Source organism: Pseudomonas sp. Z5-35 (assembly GCF_051131945.1).
In the GTDB taxonomy this organism is placed as follows: domain Bacteria; phylum Pseudomonadota; class Gammaproteobacteria; order Pseudomonadales; family Pseudomonadaceae; genus Aquipseudomonas; species Aquipseudomonas marvdashtae.
Map to the genome: position 1 here is coordinate 4,097,893 of NZ_CP071640.1, position 18,301 is coordinate 4,116,193.

At 61.6% G+C, this 18,301-nt stretch carries 19 protein-coding genes; 11 read left to right on the forward strand and 8 right to left on the reverse strand.

Annotated features, from left to right (window positions below; all coding sequences use genetic code 11):
- The first annotated feature begins 268 nt into the window (after positions 1–268).
- From J3P95_RS18710 to J3P95_RS18725, 4 genes are all read left to right on the forward strand, one after another.
- Positions 269–3,019: a response regulator gene (locus J3P95_RS18710; RefSeq protein WP_434558230.1), complete on the forward strand. Its 2,751-nt coding sequence runs from the start codon at positions 269–271 to the stop codon at positions 3,017–3,019.
- A gap of 66 nt (positions 3,020–3,085) precedes the next feature.
- The gene (locus J3P95_RS18715) at positions 3,086–4,075 is read left to right on the forward strand and encodes a 2-hydroxyacid dehydrogenase (protein ID WP_434580136.1); all 990 of its coding nucleotides are present in this window, start codon (positions 3,086–3,088) and stop codon (positions 4,073–4,075) included.
- Between the two features lie 93 nt (positions 4,076–4,168).
- A complete protein-coding gene (locus J3P95_RS18720) occupies positions 4,169–4,603 on the forward strand; it encodes a hypothetical protein (protein WP_434558232.1) in 435 nt (144 codons plus the stop codon).
- The gene (locus J3P95_RS18725) at positions 4,603–5,007 is read left to right on the forward strand and encodes an META domain-containing protein (protein ID WP_434558233.1); all 405 of its coding nucleotides are present in this window, start codon (positions 4,603–4,605) and stop codon (positions 5,005–5,007) included. The genes J3P95_RS18720 and J3P95_RS18725 overlap by 1 nt, the downstream gene beginning before the upstream one ends.
- A gap of 231 nt (positions 5,008–5,238) precedes the next feature.
- On the opposite strand, the gene J3P95_RS18730 is transcribed toward J3P95_RS18725, so the two are convergent.
- Entirely contained in the window at positions 5,239–5,706 is a 468-nt protein-coding gene (locus tag J3P95_RS18730) for a TlpA disulfide reductase family protein (protein ID WP_434558234.1), read from the reverse strand.
- A gap of 80 nt (positions 5,707–5,786) precedes the next feature.
- On the opposite strand from J3P95_RS18730, the gene arsC reads away from it, so the two are divergent.
- From arsC to J3P95_RS18745, 3 genes are read left to right on the forward strand one after another with little or no spacing between them, the layout of a single operon-like run.
- The gene (arsC, locus tag J3P95_RS18735; RefSeq protein WP_434580135.1) at positions 5,787–6,140 is read left to right on the forward strand and encodes an arsenate reductase (glutaredoxin); all 354 of its coding nucleotides are present in this window, start codon (positions 5,787–5,789) and stop codon (positions 6,138–6,140) included.
- Positions 6,137–6,742, forward strand: coding sequence for an NAD(P)H:quinone oxidoreductase (wrbA, locus tag J3P95_RS18740; RefSeq protein ID WP_186614404.1), 606 nt, complete (start codon positions 6,137–6,139; stop codon positions 6,740–6,742). Before arsC ends, wrbA begins: the two co-directional genes overlap by 4 nt.
- Positions 6,735–7,160 (forward strand): DUF2069 domain-containing protein, encoded by a 426-nt coding sequence (locus J3P95_RS18745; protein ID WP_186640573.1) that lies wholly within the window; start codon positions 6,735–6,737, stop codon positions 7,158–7,160. The genes wrbA and J3P95_RS18745 overlap by 8 nt, the downstream gene beginning before the upstream one ends.
- Positions 7,161–7,182: 22 nt before the next feature.
- On the opposite strand, the gene J3P95_RS18750 is transcribed toward J3P95_RS18745, so the two are convergent.
- Positions 7,183–7,857: a DNA-3-methyladenine glycosylase I gene (locus tag J3P95_RS18750; RefSeq protein ID WP_434625988.1), complete on the reverse strand. Its 675-nt coding sequence runs from the start codon at positions 7,855–7,857 to the stop codon at positions 7,183–7,185.
- A 66-nt stretch (positions 7,858–7,923) separates the two neighbouring features.
- Positions 7,924–8,748, reverse strand: a complete 825-nt coding sequence (gene ttcA / locus J3P95_RS18755) for a tRNA 2-thiocytidine(32) synthetase TtcA (protein ID WP_186614398.1) — start codon at positions 8,746–8,748, stop codon at positions 7,924–7,926.
- Positions 8,749–9,053: 305 nt separating this feature from the next.
- Between ttcA and J3P95_RS18760 the strand changes: the two genes are divergently transcribed.
- Together J3P95_RS18760 and J3P95_RS18765 are read left to right on the forward strand one after the other, a co-directional pair.
- Positions 9,054–9,656, forward strand: coding sequence for a Yip1 family protein (locus tag J3P95_RS18760; RefSeq protein WP_047736546.1), 603 nt, complete (start codon positions 9,054–9,056; stop codon positions 9,654–9,656).
- 157 nt (positions 9,657–9,813) lie between these two features.
- The gene (locus tag J3P95_RS18765) at positions 9,814–10,308 is read left to right on the forward strand and encodes a SprT family zinc-dependent metalloprotease (protein WP_434580133.1); all 495 of its coding nucleotides are present in this window, start codon (positions 9,814–9,816) and stop codon (positions 10,306–10,308) included.
- 44 nt (positions 10,309–10,352) lie between these two features.
- Here the strand turns inward: J3P95_RS18765 and J3P95_RS18770 are convergent, their stop codons facing one another.
- Together J3P95_RS18770 and J3P95_RS18775 are read right to left on the reverse strand one after the other, a co-directional pair.
- Positions 10,353–11,534, reverse strand: coding sequence for a CaiB/BaiF CoA transferase family protein (locus tag J3P95_RS18770; protein WP_434580132.1), 1,182 nt, complete (start codon positions 11,532–11,534; stop codon positions 10,353–10,355).
- 306 nt (positions 11,535–11,840) lie between these two features.
- Positions 11,841–13,193, reverse strand: coding sequence for a dicarboxylate/amino acid:cation symporter (locus tag J3P95_RS18775; protein WP_434580130.1), 1,353 nt, complete (start codon positions 13,191–13,193; stop codon positions 11,841–11,843).
- A gap of 336 nt (positions 13,194–13,529) precedes the next feature.
- Between J3P95_RS18775 and J3P95_RS18780 the strand changes: the two genes are divergently transcribed.
- On the forward strand, positions 13,530–14,528 hold the full coding sequence (locus J3P95_RS18780) for an AraC family transcriptional regulator (protein WP_434580129.1): 999 nt from the start codon (positions 13,530–13,532) through the stop codon (positions 14,526–14,528).
- An 8-nt stretch (positions 14,529–14,536) separates the two neighbouring features.
- On the opposite strand, the gene J3P95_RS18785 is transcribed toward J3P95_RS18780, so the two are convergent.
- The 3 genes from J3P95_RS18785 to J3P95_RS18795 all read right to left on the reverse strand — a co-directional run bounded on the left by J3P95_RS18785 (position 14,537) and on the right by J3P95_RS18795 (position 17,252).
- Positions 14,537–15,883 (reverse strand): ATP-binding protein, encoded by a 1,347-nt coding sequence (locus J3P95_RS18785; protein WP_434580127.1) that lies wholly within the window; start codon positions 15,881–15,883, stop codon positions 14,537–14,539.
- Entirely contained in the window at positions 15,880–16,557 is a 678-nt protein-coding gene (locus tag J3P95_RS18790) for a response regulator (RefSeq protein WP_434558243.1), read from the reverse strand. Before J3P95_RS18790 ends, J3P95_RS18785 begins: the two co-directional genes overlap by 4 nt.
- Positions 16,558–16,652: 95 nt before the next feature.
- Positions 16,653–17,252, reverse strand: coding sequence for a hypothetical protein (locus J3P95_RS18795; RefSeq protein WP_434580126.1), 600 nt, complete (start codon positions 17,250–17,252; stop codon positions 16,653–16,655).
- A gap of 143 nt (positions 17,253–17,395) precedes the next feature.
- Here J3P95_RS18795 and J3P95_RS18800 point away from each other — a divergent pair, with 143 nt between their 5' ends.
- Positions 17,396–18,187, forward strand: a complete 792-nt coding sequence (locus J3P95_RS18800; protein ID WP_434558245.1) for a dienelactone hydrolase family protein — start codon at positions 17,396–17,398, stop codon at positions 18,185–18,187.
- Positions 18,188–18,301 lie beyond the last annotated feature (114 nt).

The following is an 18,301-nucleotide window of genomic DNA, read 5'->3' on the forward strand; positions in this document are numbered from 1 at the left end:
TAATTGCATCCGCTTAAAATACGCGGACACAGTCGCCCTTATCGGCCGGGCGAGGAAGATGTGTTCCCCCGGTCCCCTTTCGATAGTAGTGAATTAATCCTGCGTCGCTGCCTGCCTTAAGGAGATCTGAAGTACCCACCGATCTTTGTTGCCCTCGGTCGACACGATTTTTACAAAGATCCCCCGCCCGCAAATCGCTACACTGCGCAGGTATTGCGTGCCGGATGCGCGCAAAGCTAACCAAGACCGCTGGATGCAGGAGACAAGCGTGCTCAAGAAACTGGGAATCAAAGGCCGTGTGTTGTTGCTGACGCTGTTGCCGACCAGCCTGATGGCATTGGTCCTGGGTGGTTATTTCACCTGGATGCAGCAATCGGACCTGCACGCCCAGTTGCTGCAGCGCGGTGAGATGATCGCCGAACAGCTGGCCCCGCTGGTCGCGCCGGCCATGAGCCGCCAGGACACCGAACTGCTGGAGCGCGTCGCCACCCAATCCCTTGAACAGACGGACGTACGCGCCGTGACCTTCCTGGCGCCCGACCGCACGCCCATGGCCCATGCCGGCCCGACCATGCTCAACCGCGCGCCTGAGGGCAACAGCAGCCAATTGCTGCAACGCACTGGCAACGATGCCACCCGCTACTTGCTGCCGGTGTTCGGCAAGCACCGCAACCTGGCCGGTGAATTGATTCCCGAAGAAGCCGACCGCCTGCTGGGCTGGGTCGAGTTGGAGTTGTCCCACAGCGGCATGTTGCTGCGCGGTTATCGCAGCCTGTTCGCCAGCCTGCTGCTGATCGCCGCTGGCCTGGGCTGCACCGCGCTGTTGGCCTTGCGCATGGGTCGCACGATCAATCGCCCGCTGAGCCAGATCAAGCAAGCCGTGGCGCAACTCAAGGACGGTCACCTGGAAACCCGCCTGCCGCCGCTGGGCAGCCAGGAACTGGATGAATTGGCCTCGGGTGTCAACCGCATGGCCGGCACTTTGCAAAATGCCCAGGAAGAGTTGCAGCACAGCATCGACCAAGCCACCGAAGACGTGCGCCAGAACCTCGAAACTATCGAGATCCAGAACATCGAGCTGGACCTGGCCCGCAAGGAAGCGCTGGAAGCGAGCCGGATCAAATCCGAATTCCTGGCGAACATGAGCCATGAAATCCGCACGCCGCTCAACGGCATCCTCGGCTTCACGCATTTATTGCAAAAAAGCGAACTGACCCCGCGCCAGCTCGACTACCTGGGCACCATTGAAAAATCCGCCGACAGCCTGCTGGGCATCATCAACGAAATCCTCGATTTTTCGAAGATCGAGGCCGGCAAGCTGGTGCTCGACAGCATTCCGTTCAACCTGCGGGACCTGTTGCAGGACACCCTGACCATCCTCGCCCCCGCCGCCCACGCCAAGCAATTGGAGCTGGTGAGCCTGGTCTACCGGGACACGCCGCTGTCACTGGTGGGCGACCCGCTGCGTCTCAAGCAGATCCTCACCAACCTGGTGAGCAACGCCATCAAGTTCACCCGAGAAGGCACCATCGTCGCCCGGGCCATGCTCGAGGACGAACACGAAGACAGCGTTCAGCTACGCATCAGCATCCAGGACACCGGCATCGGCCTCTCCAACCAGGACGTGCGAGCGCTGTTCCAGGCCTTCAGCCAGGCTGACAATTCCTTGTCCCGGCAACCCGGCGGCACCGGGCTGGGCCTGGTGATTTCCAAGCGGCTGGTGGAACAGATGGGCGGGGAAATCGGTGTCGACAGCACACCGGGCGAAGGTTCCGAATTCTGGATCAGCCTGCGTCTGCCCAAGGCTCGTGACGACGTCGAAGACTTGCCCGGTCCACCGTTGCTGGGCCGACGCGTGGCCGTTGTGGAAAATCACGAGCTGGCCCGCCAGGCCTTGCAACATCAGCTCGAGGATTGCGGACTGCAAGTCACGCCATTCAACACGCTGGAGAACCTGGCCAACGGCGTCACGGTCGCCCACCAGACCGATCAGGCGATCGACTTGGCCGTGCTCGGCATCACCAGCAACGACATGCCACCGGAACGTCTGAACCAGCACATCTGGGACCTGGAACATTTGGGCTGCAAAGTGCTCGTGCTGTGCCCGACCACGGAACAGACGCTGTACCACCTCTCGGTACCCAATCCTCATAGCCAGCTGCAAGCCAAGCCGGCCTGCACCCGCAAGCTGCGCCGAGCGCTGTCCGACCTGGTCAACCCGCGCCCGCAACGCAACGAGCCCAACGAACCGGTGGCCAGCCGCGCGCCGAAAGTGTTGTGCGTAGACGACAACCCGGCCAACCTGCTGCTGGTGCAGACGCTGCTCGAAGACATGGGCGCCCGGGTGCTGGCGGTGGAAAGCGGTTACTCGGCGGTCCAGGCTGTGCAGAAGGAAACCTTCGACCTTGTCTTGATGGACGTGCAGATGCCCGGCATGGACGGTCGCCAGAGCACCGAGACGATCCGCCAGTGGGAAAGCGAACGCCATTGCACGCCGCTGCCCATCGTCGCCCTCACCGCCCATGCCATGGCCAACGAGAAGCGCGCGTTGCTGCAAAGCGGCATGGATGACTACCTGACCAAACCCATCAGCGAGCGCCAACTGGCCCAAGTGGTGCTCAAATGGACTGGCCTGGCGTTGCGTAACCAGGCGCCGGATCGGGCCGTCGACGCCCATGGCGGCAGTGAGCTGCTGGTCCTCGATCATGAGGAAGGCCTGCGCCTGGCCGCTGGCAAGGCCGATCTGGCGGCAGACATGCTGGCGATGCTGTTGGCCTCCTTGGAGGCTGACCGTGAAGCGATTCGCGAGGCCAGCGAGGCCAACGATCACAACGCCCTGATTGAACGCGTCCATCGCCTGCACGGTGCCACACGCTACTGCGGCGTGCCGCAACTGCGCGCGGCCTGCCAGCGCAGCGAAACCCTGCTCAAGCAGCAGGACCCGAAAGCCGCAGCCGCCTTGCAAGAGCTGGAACACGCCATCAATCGCCTGGCCAACGAGGCACGCATCAGCGCCTGACCCAGCGCAATGGTCATCGGCGCGAGGGCTGCTAGGCTGGGCTCATCCCAATGCCAGGAGGCCGTCGTGCGCGCCATTCTTTTCAGCAGCCAGAGCTACGACCGCGACAGTTTTAGCAAGGCCCCTTTACCGGCTGGCCTTGAATTGCAGTTCCAGCCGGCGCGGCTGAACCTGGACACCGTGGCCCTGGCCGAACGGCACGAGGTGGTCTGCGCGTTCATCAACGACGACCTGAGCGCCCCGGTACTGGAACGGTTGGCCGAGGGCGGCACGCGGCTGATCGCCCTGCGCTCGGCCGGCTACAACCATGTCGACCTGCCCGCGGCCAAACGCCTGGGGTTGAGCATCGTCCGGGTGCCGGCCTATTCGCCCCACGCCGTCGCCGAACATGCCGTGGCGTTGATCATGGCGCTCAACCGGTGCCTGCACCGCGCCTACAACCGCACCCGGGACGGCAATTTCAGCCTTCACGGGCTGACGGGGTTCGACCTGGTGGGCAAGACCGTCGGCGTGATCGGCACCGGCCAGATCGGCGCGACCTTCGCCCGGATCATGGCCGGCTTCGGCTGCCAATTGCTGGCATACGACCCTTACCCCAATCCACGGGTCGAGGCCTTGGGTGCCCGCTATTTGCCCTTGGCCGATTTGTTGGCCCAAGCGCAGATCATCAGCCTGCACTGCCCACTCAACGAACAGAGCCGGCACCTTATCAACGCTGATTCCCTGAGCTCGATGCAGCGCGGCGCCATGCTGATCAACACCGGGCGCGGCGGTCTGGTGGACACGCCGGCGCTGATCGACGCGTTGAAAAGCGGCCAACTGGGCTACTTGGGCCTCGACGTCTACGAGGAAGAGGCCCAGCTGTTCTTCGAAGACCGTTCCGACCTGCCCTTGCAGGACGACGTATTGGCGCGGCTGCTGACCTTTCCCAACGTGATGGTCACGGCGCACCAGGCGTTTTTGACCCGGGAAGCCTTGGCAGCGATCGCCGCTACCACATTGGACAATATCGCGGCCTGGGCCGAGGGTGCGCCACGCAATCTCGTGGAAGGCTGAACGCCTTCGCCATCCTGGCAGCGGAAGTTCGTCGCCTGCGGGCCATGGGCAACCCTGCCCCGTGCTAGCATGTCGCGCCTATTTGGAGGACCCATGGCCGAACACGATTTCCGCTACACCCTGATGAACCCACAGCACACCTTGACCGAGGTCCGCGCCCTGGCGCCGGGCCGTTACCAAGTCACCGGCAACGGCGGTTCGATCCAGGCCAACGATGTGTTGCTCGTGACCCTCAAGGGCAGCAAGGACCTGTCCATGCGACTGACCGTGGACACCGTTAGGCACCTGCTCAAGCCGATGGGGCAATGGACCGCCATGACCACCGGCCCGGTGTTCGGCGAACTGGCGATACACACCTGGCAGGTCAATTGCGACCGCTGCGCCAAGGCGCTGAGCTTCGAATTCGCCGTCGATGCCAAGCTTGGCAGCAAGGCCCAGAAACCGGCCGCCACCGCGCGCATCGCCGAGTTGGGCTGGACGACTGTCGGTGAAAAGCACGTGTGCCCTCAATGTCAGGAAGCCGCCTGATGAAACGCCTGGTCCTGGCCGCGCTGATCGGCGCCGGCCTGATGGGTTGCGCCGCCGAGCCGGTGCAACTGCAACAGAACCGCAGCTACATCCTTGAATGGATCGGTGAACGGCCGTTGATGGATTACAGCCACCTGACCATCACCCTCGGCGATGACGGTCGCGCCTATGGCAACGCGGGCTGCAACCATTGGTTCGCGCCGTACACCCTGGAAGGCGACCGACTGAGTTTCGGCAAGATCGGCAGCACCCGCAAACTCTGCGCCCCGGCGCTGATGGAGCAGGAAACGCGCTTTTTTCAGGCACTGGAGAAGGTCGAGCGGTGGGACATCTCGCCGATCGAACAGACGCGCTTCTGGCCAGCCCAGGGCAAGCCGCTGCGTTGGTGGTTGGAGGAAGGCTGAGGCCTGAGCCTCCAGACAACCCCAGTTTGGACCAGGGACATGGTTGACCCTGTGGCGAGGGAGCTTGCTCCCGCTGGGCTGCGCAGCGGCCCCCTCCATTCTGTCTGACACATCAAAGTGACAGGTACATCTGGGGCCGCTTCGCGGCCCAGCGGGAGCAAGCTCCCTCGCCACAAAAGCTCCCTGTCACAAAGAACCTATATAACCAAACGCCCTATGTCAGTTGGGGGATCACTTGAGCGCCTGCAATGCCTCGAGCTTGGCCATCACCCCCGCCGCCGTCTGCTCCCCCAGCAGTTGTTCGCGGACCTTGCCTTCGGTATCGATGATGTAAGTGACGGGCAGCCCTTCACTGCGCGGGATATCGAAGAACTCAGCCGGGTCCTGGGCCATGACGGTGAAACGAATGCCCATCTTCTCGCTGGCGCTCTTGAGCTCCTCGCCCTGCACCTGGTCGAAATTGACCCCGAACACGCCGACGTTTCGCTCCTTGAGCTGGTCGGCCAAAGCATTGAACTCGGGGATTTCCGTACGGCATGGCGCGCACCATTCGGCCCAGTAATTGAGTACCACCCAGTGTTTGTCCAACCGCTGCGAGGCAATCGGCTGGCCGTTCTGGTCCACTCCGTAATCGTTTCCGCAGCCGGCGAGCATCAAAATACCGATGAAAGTCAGTGCCGCCACCAATCGCCTTGCCATGTGTCGATCCTTGTCTGAGGTGCTAGGGACTTCGCAGCACAGTAGAATAGCCGCCACCTTACGCAAGATGCGACCCGCCCATGACTGATCTGACGCTTTATCACAACCCGCGTTGCTCAAAATCCCGCGGCGCGCTGGAACTGTTGGAGGCCCGCGGCCTGTCACCAACGGTGGTCCGCTACCTCGAAACCCCGCTGGATGCCGCGCAACTTGAACGCCTGCTGGGCAAGCTCGGCATCCAGGCGCGGCAATTGCTGCGCACTGGCGAAGATGAGTACAAGACCTTGAACCTGGCAGCCCAAGGCCTGAGCCAGGCGCAGTTGATCGCAGCGATCGCCGACCACCCGAAACTCATGGAGCGACCGATCCTTGAGGCCGGCGACAAGGCCGCGATCGGCCGCCCACCGGAAAAGATCCTGGAGATCCTGCCGTGAGTACGCCGTACATCCTGGTGTTGTATTACAGCCGCAGTGGCTCCACCAACGAAATGGCCCGGCAGATCGCCCGAGGCGTCGAGCAGGCCGGCCTGGAAGCCAGGCTGCGCACCGTGCCGGCGATTTCCACCGAGTGCGAGGCCGTGTCGCCAGACATCCCGGAGCAAGGTCCGCTCTACGCCAGCCTTGATGACCTGAAAAATTGCGCCGGCCTGGCCCTCGGCAGCCCGACCCGCTTCGGCAACATGGCCGCACCGCTCAAATACTTCCTCGACGGCACCAGCAACCTCTGGTTGACCGGCGCGCTGGTGGGCAAGCCGGCCGGCGTGTTCACCTCCACCGCGAGCCTGCATGGCGGCCAGGAAACCACCTTGCTGTCGATGATGCTGCCCTTGCTGCATCACGGCATGTTGATTACCGGCCTGCCCTACAGCGAATCGGCCCTGATCGACACCCAAGGTGGCGGTACGCCCTACGGCCCGAGCCACCATGCTGGCGCCGACGGCAAGAGCGGCCTGAACGAACATGAAGTCGCCCTGTGCCGTGCCTTGGGCTTGCGCCTGGCAAAAACCGCTCTGTTGCTGGAGAACGGCCGTGGCTAAGAAGCCGAAGATCCTGCCGCCGATCCAATGGCTGGAGCCGCGTGTACGCATCGCTCGCAACCTGAGCCTGTTGTGCTTTTTCGGCCTGGTGGGGCTGCTCAGCGCGTATTACCTGCTGATCGCCGATCTGCATGGCGCGCGTCCCTGGGTGATCCTGTCGATCGAGCTGGTGCCGCTGTTGATCCTGGCGCCGGGCATGCTCAGCGGCAGCGCGCGCGGGCATTCGTGGATGTGCTTCGTGGTGAACCTGTATTTCATCAAGGGCGCGCTGGCGGCCTACGACCCGAACCGGCAGCTGTTCGGCATGCTGGAAATGGCCGCGAGTGTGGCGCTGTTCTGCTCGGCCTTGCTGTATGTGCGATGGCGGTTCCAGTTGAACCGGCGGCTGGCTGGCGAGGGTGAGCCTTCGGCTGCCTGAAACAACGCCCTCGCAACGCAGGTCAATGGTTGACGGTGTAAGCCAGCATCATGGAGATCTGGCTCATCGGCCGCCCGCCGCTTTCTTCATGCCACTGGTTGAACGCGTTCTGCACCGTCGCCAGGTCCCGCAGGCTGGTCGGGACTTTATCGACGATTTCCTGGGCGTTGAGCGCCGCCACCACGTCATAGCTCGGCACGAAGGTGTCCTTGCCCATCATTCGCAGGAAACGCGGCGCCGACAGACCGCCGAGTTGATGGCCGTGTTTTTTCAGGTAGGTCCACAGGCCGACAATGTCGGTCACTGGCCAGTCGGCGATCAACGCGCCGAAACTGCCTTTTTCATGGGCCACATCCAATACGAGCTGCGCATTGCGCGGCACGCTCTTGAGCTTGCCCAGGTGGCGAATGATTCGCGCGTCCTGCATCAGCCGTTCCAGGTGCTCGGCGCTCATCAACACGACTTTTTCCGGGTCAAACTTGAAAAACACCTCTTCGAATGCCGGCCATTTAGCGTCCACCGGGCTGTGCTTGAGCCCGGCACGAAACACCCGCAGCGCCATGGTCGAGAGGTAGCGGTCGTCGCTGATTTTGCGCAGTTGCGCCGGGGTCTTGGGAATCGGCAGGTGGGCTTCCAGTTCAGCCGCTGAACCGAAGCGGTTCAGACAATACTCGTGCAGCCACTTGTAATCGCGCATGCCCTCTCCTGGTTTAAAAATGAAAACGGCGCTCGCGAGCGCCGTGAATAAAAGCCGTTGGGACCGTCAGAGGTTCACCACATTGACGAACCGCGGCGTGGCGCTTTCGTCGATACGCAGGTTGGTGAAGTCGAACAGGTTGCGGTCCGCCAGTTGCGACGGAATGACGTTCTGCAAACCGCGGAAGATGCTCTCGGTACGGCCCGGGGTCTTGCGTTCCCATTCCTGGAGCATCTCCTTGACCACTTGGCGCTGCAGGTTTTCCTGGGAGCCGCACAGGTTGCAGGGAATGATCGGGAATTGCTTGAAATCCGAATAGGCCTGGATGTCTTTCTCGTTGCAATAAGCCAGCGGGCGAATGACCACGTTGCGTCCGTCATCGGCGCGCAGCTTGGGCGGCATGGCCTTTAGCGAGCCGTTGTAGAACATGTTCAGGAAGAAGGTCTCGACGATGTCGTCGCGGTGATGCCCCAGGGCCATCTTGGTCGCGCCGATCTGGTCGGCAAAGGTGTAGAGCGTGCCACGGCGCAGGCGCGAACACAGCGAACAAGTGGTCTTGCCCTCGGGAATCAGCTCCTTGACCACCGAATAGGTGTCTTTCTCGACGATGTGGTATTCAACGCCGAGAGACTCGAGGTAGGCCGGCAGCACATGCTCGGGAAAACCGGGCTGCTTCTGGTCCATGTTCACGGCAACGATGTCGAACTTGATCGGGGCAACCTTCTGCAAATGCATCAGCACGTCGAGCAAAGTGTAGCTGTCCTTGCCGCCGGACAGGCAGACCATGACCTTGTCGCCATCCTCGATCATGTTGAAATCGGCGACCGCCTCACCGGCCAGGCGGCGCAGGCGCTTTTGCAGTTTGTTCTGATTGACCGTAAGAGTGCCCATGACGCGAAATCCGTGAGGTGTGACGAAAGGCCGGCATTTTAGCTTTTCAAGCAGCTGCAAGCTACAAGCCACAAGCGGCAAGCCAGGCGAGGTGCTTTATCTTGCAGCTTATGGCTTGCAGCTTTTAGCTATCAGCAGCCTCCCCTACAGCGCGATTTGCTCTAAGCCGCCCATCCCCCTCGCGGCGACTCCTTTCTATACTGCGACATAAGGTCGCACACACTTACAGACCTTCACTTACCCGGCCATTTGGCCCGTAGGCGCTCCGTTGGGGGGCGATGGCAACAACAAAGGAGTGACTGACTATGATCCATCATGTCGTGGGGCTCTTTACCCACCCTGATCAAGAATGGAAGGAAATCCGTGGCGATCAGGAGGAAAGCATCAGCCACATGTACCTCACCCACACGCTGATCCTGGCGGCGATCCCCGCCATATCCGCGTTCATCGGCACCACGCAGGTGGGATGGGTCATCGGCAATCGTCCACCGGTCATGCTTACCCAGGAAAGCGCGCTGTGGATGACCGTCATGTCGTACTTGGCCATGTTGGGCGGCGTGGCAGTGATGGGCGCCTTCATCCATTGGATGGCCCGCACCTATGACGCCAACCCGAGCCTGGCTCGTTGCGTCGCGTTCGCTACCTACACTGCGACCCCGCTGTTCATCGGCGGCCTGGCGGCACTCTATCCGCATATGTGGCTGGGGATGATCGTCGGCACCGCGGCGATCTGCTACACGGTCTACCTGTTGTACGTGGGCTTGCCGACGTTCATGAACATTCCCCAGGATGAAGGCTTCCTGTTTTCCAGCTCGGTGCTCGCCGTCGGCCTGGTCGTGCTGGTAGCCATCATGGCGTTCACGGTGATTGTCTGGGGGCTGGGCGTTGGTCCGGTCTATACCAACTGAAGATTTGAAGCTCTCCAACAAAAAAGAACCTGCCAACACAGGCCGCCGCAAGGCGGCCTTCCTGCGCCTGGAACTGCCGAAACGACCATTGGGCGCCTGGGCGATTCGCAACGGCCGGCGCTTGCGGCATACTCGGCTTTCTGGAGACCCGTAAAGCATGCTCGAGCAACTCAATACCCGCGTCGAAGAGTGTTACCAACAAGCCGAATCCTTTTTCAAACGTCCTTTCAAACGCCCGGTCGTCAGCCTCAAATTGCGCGGCCAGAAGGCCGGTGTCGCACACCTGCATGAAAACCTGCTGCGCTTCAATCCACAGTTGTACCGGGAAAACGCCGAGGACTTCCTCAAACAGACGGTCGCCCATGAAGTCGCGCACCTGATCGCCCACCAATTGTTCGGCGACCGCATCCAGGCCCACGGCGAAGAATGGCAATTGATCATGCGCGGGGTCTACGAACTGCCGCCCAACCGCTGCCACACCTATGAGATCAAGCGCCGCACCGCCACCCGCTACATCTACAAATGCCCTTGCGACGGCAGCGACTTTTCGTTCACAGCCCAGCGCCACAGCCTGGTGCGCCAGGGGCGACGATATTTATGCCGCAGTTGCCGCAATACCTTGGTGTTCAGTGGAGAAACGCGGGTCGAATAGCTGGAGTTGGTTATGCGCCGGCTAGCGATAGGGCCCTGATGACACTACCCAACGACCCTGTCGCCGCGCAGTTGGGCAATCCGTTCGTCACTGAACCCCAATTCTTCCAGTACCTGGTCGGTATGCTCGCCCAGCATCGCACCAACGTGCCGGGGCTCGGGCAGCCCTTGGGAAAACTTCAACGGACAGGCCAGCTGCGCCTGGCTCGAACCGTCGCTGCGAGGCACTGTGGTCACCAACTCCCTGGCTTGCAATTGTGGATGCTCAAGTGCTTCTTCCAGGCTCAGCACCGGCTCGACGCACGCATCGACCCGGGCGAATAACGCGCAAATGTCAGCGAAGTCATGCTTCTCGAACTCGGCTTGAAGTTGCTGCTTGAGGGTCTGCTGCTGCCCAGGTTCAGGCGCCAGTCCCAAGGCCGCCAGCTCCGGCCGTCCCAAGACGTCGCACAGCGCCTGCATGAAGGACGGCTCAAGGCTGCCCACCGACATCCAGCGACCATCGCGGGTGCGGTAATAGTCATAGAAACTGCCGCCGTTGAGCATCTGGCGCTCCCAGCCCGGCTCCACACCGCAGGCCAGATAACCTGCACCGGCCATGGCGTGCAGGCTGAAGACACAGTCGGTCATGCTCACGTCCAGGTGCTGGCCCAGCCCAGTGTGCTGGCGAGCGATCACCGCCGCCAACAACCCGATCACGCCATGCAACGAACCACCGGCGATGTCCGCCGCTTGGATGCCCAGCGGCAACGGGCCGCTGTCGACACGACCGGTCTGGCTCGCCAAACCGGCCAGGGCCAGATAGTTGATGTCATGGCCGGCGCGATCCTTGTAGGGCCCGGTCTGGCCATAGCCGGTGATCGACACGTAGATCAGCCGGGGGTTGATCACCTTCAGAGCTTCGTACCCCAGGCCCAGCCGCTCCATCACCCCGGGGCGGAACTGTTCCAGCAGGATATCGTGGTCACCCAGCAACCGTTTGATGATCTCCAGCGCCGCCGGCTGCTTGAGGTCCAAGGCCAGGCTGCGCTTGTTGCGATTGAGGTAGGCATGGCTGGCCGAGATGCCTTGGTCGTGCGGCGGCAAGGCCCGCAGCAGATCCGGACGATCCGGTGATTCGATGCGCAGCACCTCGGCGCCCATGTCCGCCAGCAGCAGCGAGGCGAACGGGCCCGGCAGCAGGGTCGAGAAATCCAGAACCTTGAGCGATGCCAGTGGGCCTTGCATGGACGACCTCCGCTTGAATGATGCATTCAAGACTAGGCAGGGACTGGCGCTGGGGCAATTACCAAGGGTGTCGTTCGGGCTGACAAATCTGCTCAGTGCGAGGGCTGTTGTGGCGAGGGAGCTTGCTCCCGCTGGACTGCGCAGCAGTCCCCTACGTATGACCTGAAGCCATGCGGTGGCAGATATATCCTGGGGCTGCTGCGCAACCCAGCGGGAGCAAGCTCCCTCGCCACAAAAGCAGCTCACCTGGAAAATGCGGCGCAATAAAAAACCCGCCGAAGCGGGTTTTTCATTGCAGCCTTAAGATTACCTTACAGTGCCTGGGGCAGAGGATTCAGCCGCTACAATCTGCGCTTGCGCGATCTGCTCGTCGTCTTCACGAACGTCGGAAATACCGCGACCACCGGAAGTCAGCTCGGTCTGCAACTGGTCTTCGTCCAGCTCCTTGACCCACTTGGCAACCACGATCGTCGCAACGGCGTTACCCACCAGGTTGGTCAGGGCGCGGGCTTCGGACATGAAGCGGTCGATACCCAGGATCAGCGCGAGGCCGGCGACCGGCAGGTGGCCTACGGCCGACAGGGTGGCTGCCAGCACGATGAAGCCGCTACCGGTGACGCCGGCAGCGCCTTTGGACGACAGCAGCAGCACCAACAACAGGGTGATCTGGTGCGTGATGTCCATCGGGGTGTCGGTGGCCTGGGCGATGAACACCGCAGCCATGGTCAAGTAGATCGAAGTACCGTCGAGGTTGAACGAGTAGCCAGTCGGGATGACCAGGCCTACTACAGACTTCTTGGCACCCAGGCGCTCCATCTTGATCAGCATGCGCGGCAGGGCCGATTCCGACGAGGAAGTGCCCAGCACGATCAGCAGTTCTTCACGGATGTAGCGGATCAGCTTGATCACGCTGAAGCCGTGGGCGCGGCAGATGGCGCCCAGCACCACCAGCACGAACACCACGCAGGTGATGTAGAAGCAGATCATCAACTGGCCCAGTTGCACCAGCGAACCGACACCGTAGGCGCCGATGGTGAAGGCCATGGCACCGAACGCACCGATTGGCGCCAGCTTCATGATCATGTTGATAATGATGAACATGACGTGGGCGAAGCGGTCGATGAAGTCCAGCACCGGCTTGCCGTAGGCACCCAGGCGATGCAGGGCGAAACCGAAGAGCACCGAGAACATCAGCACTTGCAGGATGTCGCCGTTGGCGAACGCGCCGACGATGGTGTTCGGGATCACGTTGAGGATGAAGGCAATGATGCTTTGATCTTTACCGGCCGAGATGAAACCGGCGATCTTGCTGGTGTCCAGGGTCGATACGTCGATGTGCATGCCGGCGCCCGGTTGCACGACGTTGACCACGACCAGGCCGATCAGCAGGGCGATGGTGGAGACGATCTCGAAATACAGCAGCGCGTAGCCGCCGGTCTTGCCCACCGATTTCATGTTCTGCATGCCGCCGATGCCACTGACGACGGTACAGAAGATGATCGGGGCGATGACCATCTTGATCAATTTGATGAACCCGTCACCGAAGGGCTTGAGGGCAACGCCGGTCTGCGGGTAGAAGTGGCCGAGCAAAATGCCGATGGCAATGGCTACGATTACCTGGAAATACAGGGATTTGTACAGGGGCTGACGAGTCGTCATGGCAAAACCTTCCTCAAGAGTCCCGTGTGACAACATCCGCCTGTTGTCCACGACACCTCAATTGCGAACCCTCCTGCACTGGAGGGATTTGTTTTTTGTCGGCTGCACGCTGCAGACCTGCAAACTGCATCGCAAGGCGCGTGCCATTTTTGCGAAACGCCCTACAAGCGCCATCGCAGGCGGTATTTGTGTATTTCTGAAGGATTAAACACAAGGCTAAACGTGGCGGATATCCGCCAACCTACCGCTTACCACTCCATGATTTGGCGGATATCCGCCTTGTCGAGCCTGAAGTCCCTGCTAACATCGCCTCGCTTAACGGACGGATCAGTGCCCATGCGCCAACGCACCATCGCCAGTCACTTCGCCCGTGCAGCCCTCGGTGGCGCGCGCCGGCAAGGGTTCGACTGCCTTCCCCTGCTGCAACAGCTGGGCATCAGCCCCGAGCTGCTCGACGAACCGCGTGCGCGCATCGCGCCAGAGCAATTCGCCCGCCTGTTGCGGGCGCTGTGGTCGGCGCTGGAGGATGAATATCTGGGATTCGGCCGGGTGACGAGTAAACCCGGGACGTTTGCCATGATGTGTCACACGTTGATCCACTGTCGGACGCTGGGCAAGGCCCTGCAACGCGGTTTGTTGTTCTACAGCCTGTTTGCCGACGCACCGCGCCTGACGCTGGAGGCTGAAGGAGACCGGGTACGGTTGAGCCTGGATGAGTCGACGCTGCGTGACCCCGAGAATTTCCTGGCCGAAAGCCTGCTGGTCATCTGGCATCGCCTCGGCAGTTGGCTGATCGGCCAGCGGATCGGCCTGGAACAAGCGACGTTCAGCTATGCCAAGCCGCCCCACGGCGCAGAATACGACCTGCTGTTCCCCTGCCCGCTGCTGTTCGAGGCGCAACGCAACAGCCTGTTGTTTCATGGCCGCTATCTGGAGATGCCGCTGCTGCAGGACGAGCGAACCCTCAAGCGTTTTCTCGAACGCTCCCCCGCTGACCTGCTATCACGACCGGACGATGGCCGCAGCCTGACCAGCCAGTTGCGCCGCCTGCTCAGCCGTGACACGGCGCGCTGGCCGGACCTGGACAACGTCGCCGCGCATTTGCACATCAGCGCCCAGACGTTGCGCCGGCACCTTCGCGAGGAAGGCACGAGTTTCCAGGAGCTCAAGGATCAGCTGCGGCGGGATATCGCCATCTACCATTTGGGAAGGGCCGATCTGTCATTGCAGCAGATCGCCGAACAGCTCGGGTTCTCCGAGCCATCGGCGTTTCACCGGGCGTTCAAGAAGTGGACGGGGGTGACGCCGGGGGCTTATCGGGAGCAGGAAAACTGATTTTGGTTTCAAACCATCGAAAAATGAATCCGAAACGCCGCCCCGCCCAGCTCCGAATCCCCTAGGGCCAATTTCGCCCCATAGCTTTCAATGATGTCCTTGACTACCGCCAGGCCAATTCCCTGTCCCGGATGCTGGCGATCCAGCCTTTCGCCACGCTCAAGGATCCGCGCACGCTGGTCTGGCGGCACGCCCGGACCATCGTCTTCAATGCTCAACTCCGTACCGCCGAGGGTCTGGTGCACGCTGACCCGCACTTCCCCCAGGCACAGCCGATAGGCGTTTTCCAACAGGTTGCCGAGCATTTCCAGCAGCGCGCCCTGTTCGATCGGCACCTGGCAGTGCTCCGGCAGGTCGAATACGACCTGCACGCGCTTGTCGCGGTACACCTTGTCGAGTGTGTCGCACAGGCTTTGCAGGACGGGGCGCAAGCGCACCTGATGGCGCACCAGGCCGCTTTTGCGCAGGCTGGCACGCTGCAACTGATAGCCGATCTGTTGGCTCATGCGTTCGATCTGGGTTTGCAGCACCCAGGCCTGGCCACGGTCCTCGGGGCGCCGGGCCATGTCCTCACTGACGCTTTGCAATACCGCCAGCGGAGTTTTCAGGCTGTGGGCCAGATCATCGAGGGAATCGCGATAACGGCTGCGCTGCTCGCGCTCGCTGTACAGCAGGCGATTGAGGGAGCCGGTCAACCGCAACAGCTCCCGAGGGTGCGCGGTGCTGAGGCTTTCGCGGGTGCCGGCTTCGATTTCATCCAATTCCTGGCTCAGGCGCCGCAGGGCTCGCAAGCCCCAGGTCAGGCCGATCCACAAAAGTGCCAACAACACCGCCAGCGCGGCGCCGAACCCCAGGTAGAGGTTTTCCCGCAGGCCTTGCAGGGTCAGCTCATAATCATGCACCGGCTGCAGGGTGACGATACTGAACGCGGCGCTCTGGCCGCCCAGCAACTTGACCTCGACGTCGTAGACGAAGAATTCCTGGCCGTTGTCCTCGCGGATACGCGCGAACTGGTTGCCCTGTCCGTCATAGCGCGGGGTGTAATTGATGTGTTCTTCCCGGGTCGCCTTCGAACGCCAGACCAACCGCCCCTCGCGATCATAGATGTAGCCCAGCAGGCGAGCATCGGCAAGGTTGAATCGCTCGTCGGGCAACTGCGCGGGCATCTTCAAACGATTGTTTTCCACCCGGGCGGCGGAAATCAGCGTGGTCACATCCGAGGCCAGGCGTTGTTCGATCGACTCCTGCAAGGCCAGGCTGAACGCGCCTTGCATCGCCGGCAGCAGCGCCAGCATGAACAGCACCGCCAGGGTCATGGCGGCCAGCATCAGCCGCAGCCGCAGCGAACGAATCACTGGCAGCGCTCGTTGAACAAATAACCCAGGCCACGCACGGTATCGATCGGTTTAAAGCCGGCCGGCGCTTCGAGTTTGCGACGCAGGCGTCCTACCAATACTTCGATGACATTCGGGTCGCGCTCATCGTCGTCCGGGTAGAGTTGCTCCATCAGGCGGTCCTTGGCGACGACTTGCTGGTGATGGCGCATCAGGTATTCAAGGATGCGGTACTCATAGGCCGTCAAGGCCAACGGCTCGTCGCCCAGGGACGCCTGCTTGCGGTTGAGGTCCAGCAACAGCGGACCGGCGATGATGGTCGACTGGGTGAAGCCGCTGGAGCGACGCAGCAGGGCATTGAGCCGCGCTTCCAACTCTTCGAATTGAAACGGCTTGACCACGTAATCATCGGCCCCGGCGGCCAGGCCTTCGACTTTGTCCTGCCAATTGCCGCGGGCGGTCAGGATCAGGATCGGGAAAGTCTTGTCCTGTGAGCGTAATCGGCGGATCAGTTCCAGGCCACTGATGCCCGGCAGGCCCAGGTCGATCACCGCCAGGTCATGATTGAACTCGCGCACCTGGTACAAGGCTTCTTCGGCATTGGCCACGGCCTGCACCACATGGCCGCTGTCGGTGAGACGGGTTTGCAAGTGATGACGCAACAACGCTTCGTCTTCGACAACCAATAGTTTCATGAACCGCTCCCAGGCCAATCAAAAAGCCGATTTCAAACAAAAGGCGCCGGATCGCCTCGGGCCGATCCGGCTGGACATGCTCATCCCCAGGTTGCCTAGAACGTGTAGTTGGCGGACAGGTAGGTCTGGGCGCTGCTGGTCAAGTCCAGCGAACCGACTTTGTCACCGCCGTGCGGGCTCATCTCGGTGCTCGCATTGCTGCGCAAGTAACGGTACCCGAGTTCCACCGAGGTGTTTTGCGAAATCTGTTGCAACACGCCCCCTTGCAGGCCAACGGCGTAGCCGATGTCGGTGTCGCGGCTAAAGCCTGGGGAATCCTGGGTCAGCTTGGTCAGGCCCGCCGTGCCACCACCGAACAGTTTAGTGCTGCTGGTGACCGGATAGAACAGGTCGTAACTGCCCAGCAGGTTTTCCTGGCGCAACTTGATGCCGTTGTGGCTGCCCGAGACGTTATCGTAGGTGGCGTAGTAGCGACCCTGGTCGTTTTGCCGGCCCAGGCGCAGGCCATAGGTGCTGTCCTTGGCGATGATGCCGTCGGCGTTCGGGTTGTTCAGCGCGCTGTTCAAGGCATTGGACTTCTTGACCTTGTCGCTGGTCTGGCCGAGCGTCAGGCTGGCAAAGTTATCGTCGGCGTGAGCCAGGGCGCTGGCGCCCAGCACGGTGAAGGCCAACAGCAGTTTTTTCATATGAGTCATGATCAGGTTCCTTTTGAAGCCGTGGTTGTGTGAAGTCGCAGCCACGTTATCCAACGGTCCCTGAACCCCTCTTGAACGTTCTCTGAACCTGGGCTGAATGAATCGGCTAGTCTGTCCGAACAACTTTTCAAGGAGATTCAATCATGCGCAGGTTGTTTGCTGTTGTACTTCTGGCCTTGAGCGGCGCAAGCCACGCCGCCATCCAGACCCAGGAGATCCCCTACACCAGTGCCGACGGCACGAAGCTGATCGGTTATTACGCCTATGACGACGCGGTCAAAGGCCCGCGCCCCGGCGTGGTGGTGGTGCATGAATGGTGGGGGCTGAACGATTACGCCAAGCGCCGCGCCCGCGACCTCGCCGGGCTTGGCTACAGCGCCCTGGCCATCGACATGTACGGAGACGGCAAGAACACCGAGCATCCCAAGGACGCCATGGCTTTCATGCAGGCGGCGCTCAAGGACGGCAAGGCGGCCAGTGCGCGCTTCCAGGCCGGGCTCGATCTGTTGAAGAAGCAACCCCAGACCGACCCGGACAAAATCGCCGCCATCGGTTACTGCTTCGGCGGCAAGGTCGTGCTGGACGCAGCGCGCCAGGGCCTGCCGCTGGCTGGCGTCGTGAGTTTCCACGGTGCCCTGGTCACCAATACCCCGGCGACTCCAGGCAGCGTCAAGGCAAAGATCCTGGTGGAACACGGCGCGCTGGACAGCATGGTCACCGGCGACAACGTGACCGCGTTCAAGAGCGAAATGGACAAGGCTGGCGCCGACTATAAATTCGTCAGCCTCGACGGCGCCAAGCACGGCTTCAGCAACCCGGACGCCGACCGCCTGAGCCATGGCGAACATGGCGGGCCGGACATCGGCTACAACAAGGCAGCCGATGAGAAATCGTGGGCGGATATGCAGAAGTTCTTCAAAAAGATCTTTGGCTGATACCGATTCCTTCAAGCTGAAACAAATACCTGTGGCGAGGGAGCTTGCTCCCGCTGGGCCGCAAAGCGGTCCCAAGATTACCGGCGACTGCTGCGCAGTCGAGCGGGAGCAAGC

Excerpts from the sequence above, each read along its gene's own strand:
- J3P95_RS18790 (WP_434558243.1), bottom strand. The coding sequence starts at position 16,557 with ATGAAACTATTGGTTGTCGAAGACGAAGCGTTGTTGCGTCATCACTTG.
- J3P95_RS18800 (WP_434558245.1), top strand. The coding sequence starts at position 17,396 with ATGCGCAGGTTGTTTGCTGTTGTACTTCTGGCCTTGAGCGGCGCAAGC.
- J3P95_RS18725 (WP_434558233.1), top strand. The coding sequence starts at position 4,603 with ATGAAACGCCTGGTCCTGGCCGCGCTGATCGGCGCCGGCCTGATGGGT.
- J3P95_RS18750 (WP_434625988.1), bottom strand. The coding sequence starts at position 7,857 with ATGCGCGATTACAAGTGGCTGCACGAGTATTGTCTGAACCGCTTCGGT.
- J3P95_RS18730 (WP_434558234.1), bottom strand. The coding sequence starts at position 5,706 with ATGGCAAGGCGATTGGTGGCGGCACTGACTTTCATCGGTATTTTGATG.
- J3P95_RS18770 (WP_434580132.1), bottom strand. The coding sequence starts at position 11,534 with ATGCAAGGCCCACTGGCATCGCTCAAGGTTCTGGATTTCTCGACCCTG.
- J3P95_RS18720 (WP_434558232.1), top strand. The coding sequence starts at position 4,169 with ATGGCCGAACACGATTTCCGCTACACCCTGATGAACCCACAGCACACC.
- J3P95_RS18795 (WP_434580126.1), bottom strand. The coding sequence starts at position 17,252 with ATGACTCATATGAAAAAACTGCTGTTGGCCTTCACCGTGCTGGGCGCC.
- J3P95_RS18765 (WP_434580133.1), top strand. The coding sequence starts at position 9,814 with ATGCTCGAGCAACTCAATACCCGCGTCGAAGAGTGTTACCAACAAGCC.
- ttcA (WP_186614398.1), bottom strand. The coding sequence starts at position 8,748 with ATGGGCACTCTTACGGTCAATCAGAACAAACTGCAAAAGCGCCTGCGC.
- J3P95_RS18780 (WP_434580129.1), top strand. The coding sequence starts at position 13,530 with ATGCGCCAACGCACCATCGCCAGTCACTTCGCCCGTGCAGCCCTCGGT.
- J3P95_RS18775 (WP_434580130.1), bottom strand. The coding sequence starts at position 13,193 with ATGACGACTCGTCAGCCCCTGTACAAATCCCTGTATTTCCAGGTAATC.
- J3P95_RS18760 (WP_047736546.1), top strand. The coding sequence starts at position 9,054 with ATGATCCATCATGTCGTGGGGCTCTTTACCCACCCTGATCAAGAATGG.
- arsC (WP_434580135.1), top strand. The coding sequence starts at position 5,787 with ATGACTGATCTGACGCTTTATCACAACCCGCGTTGCTCAAAATCCCGC.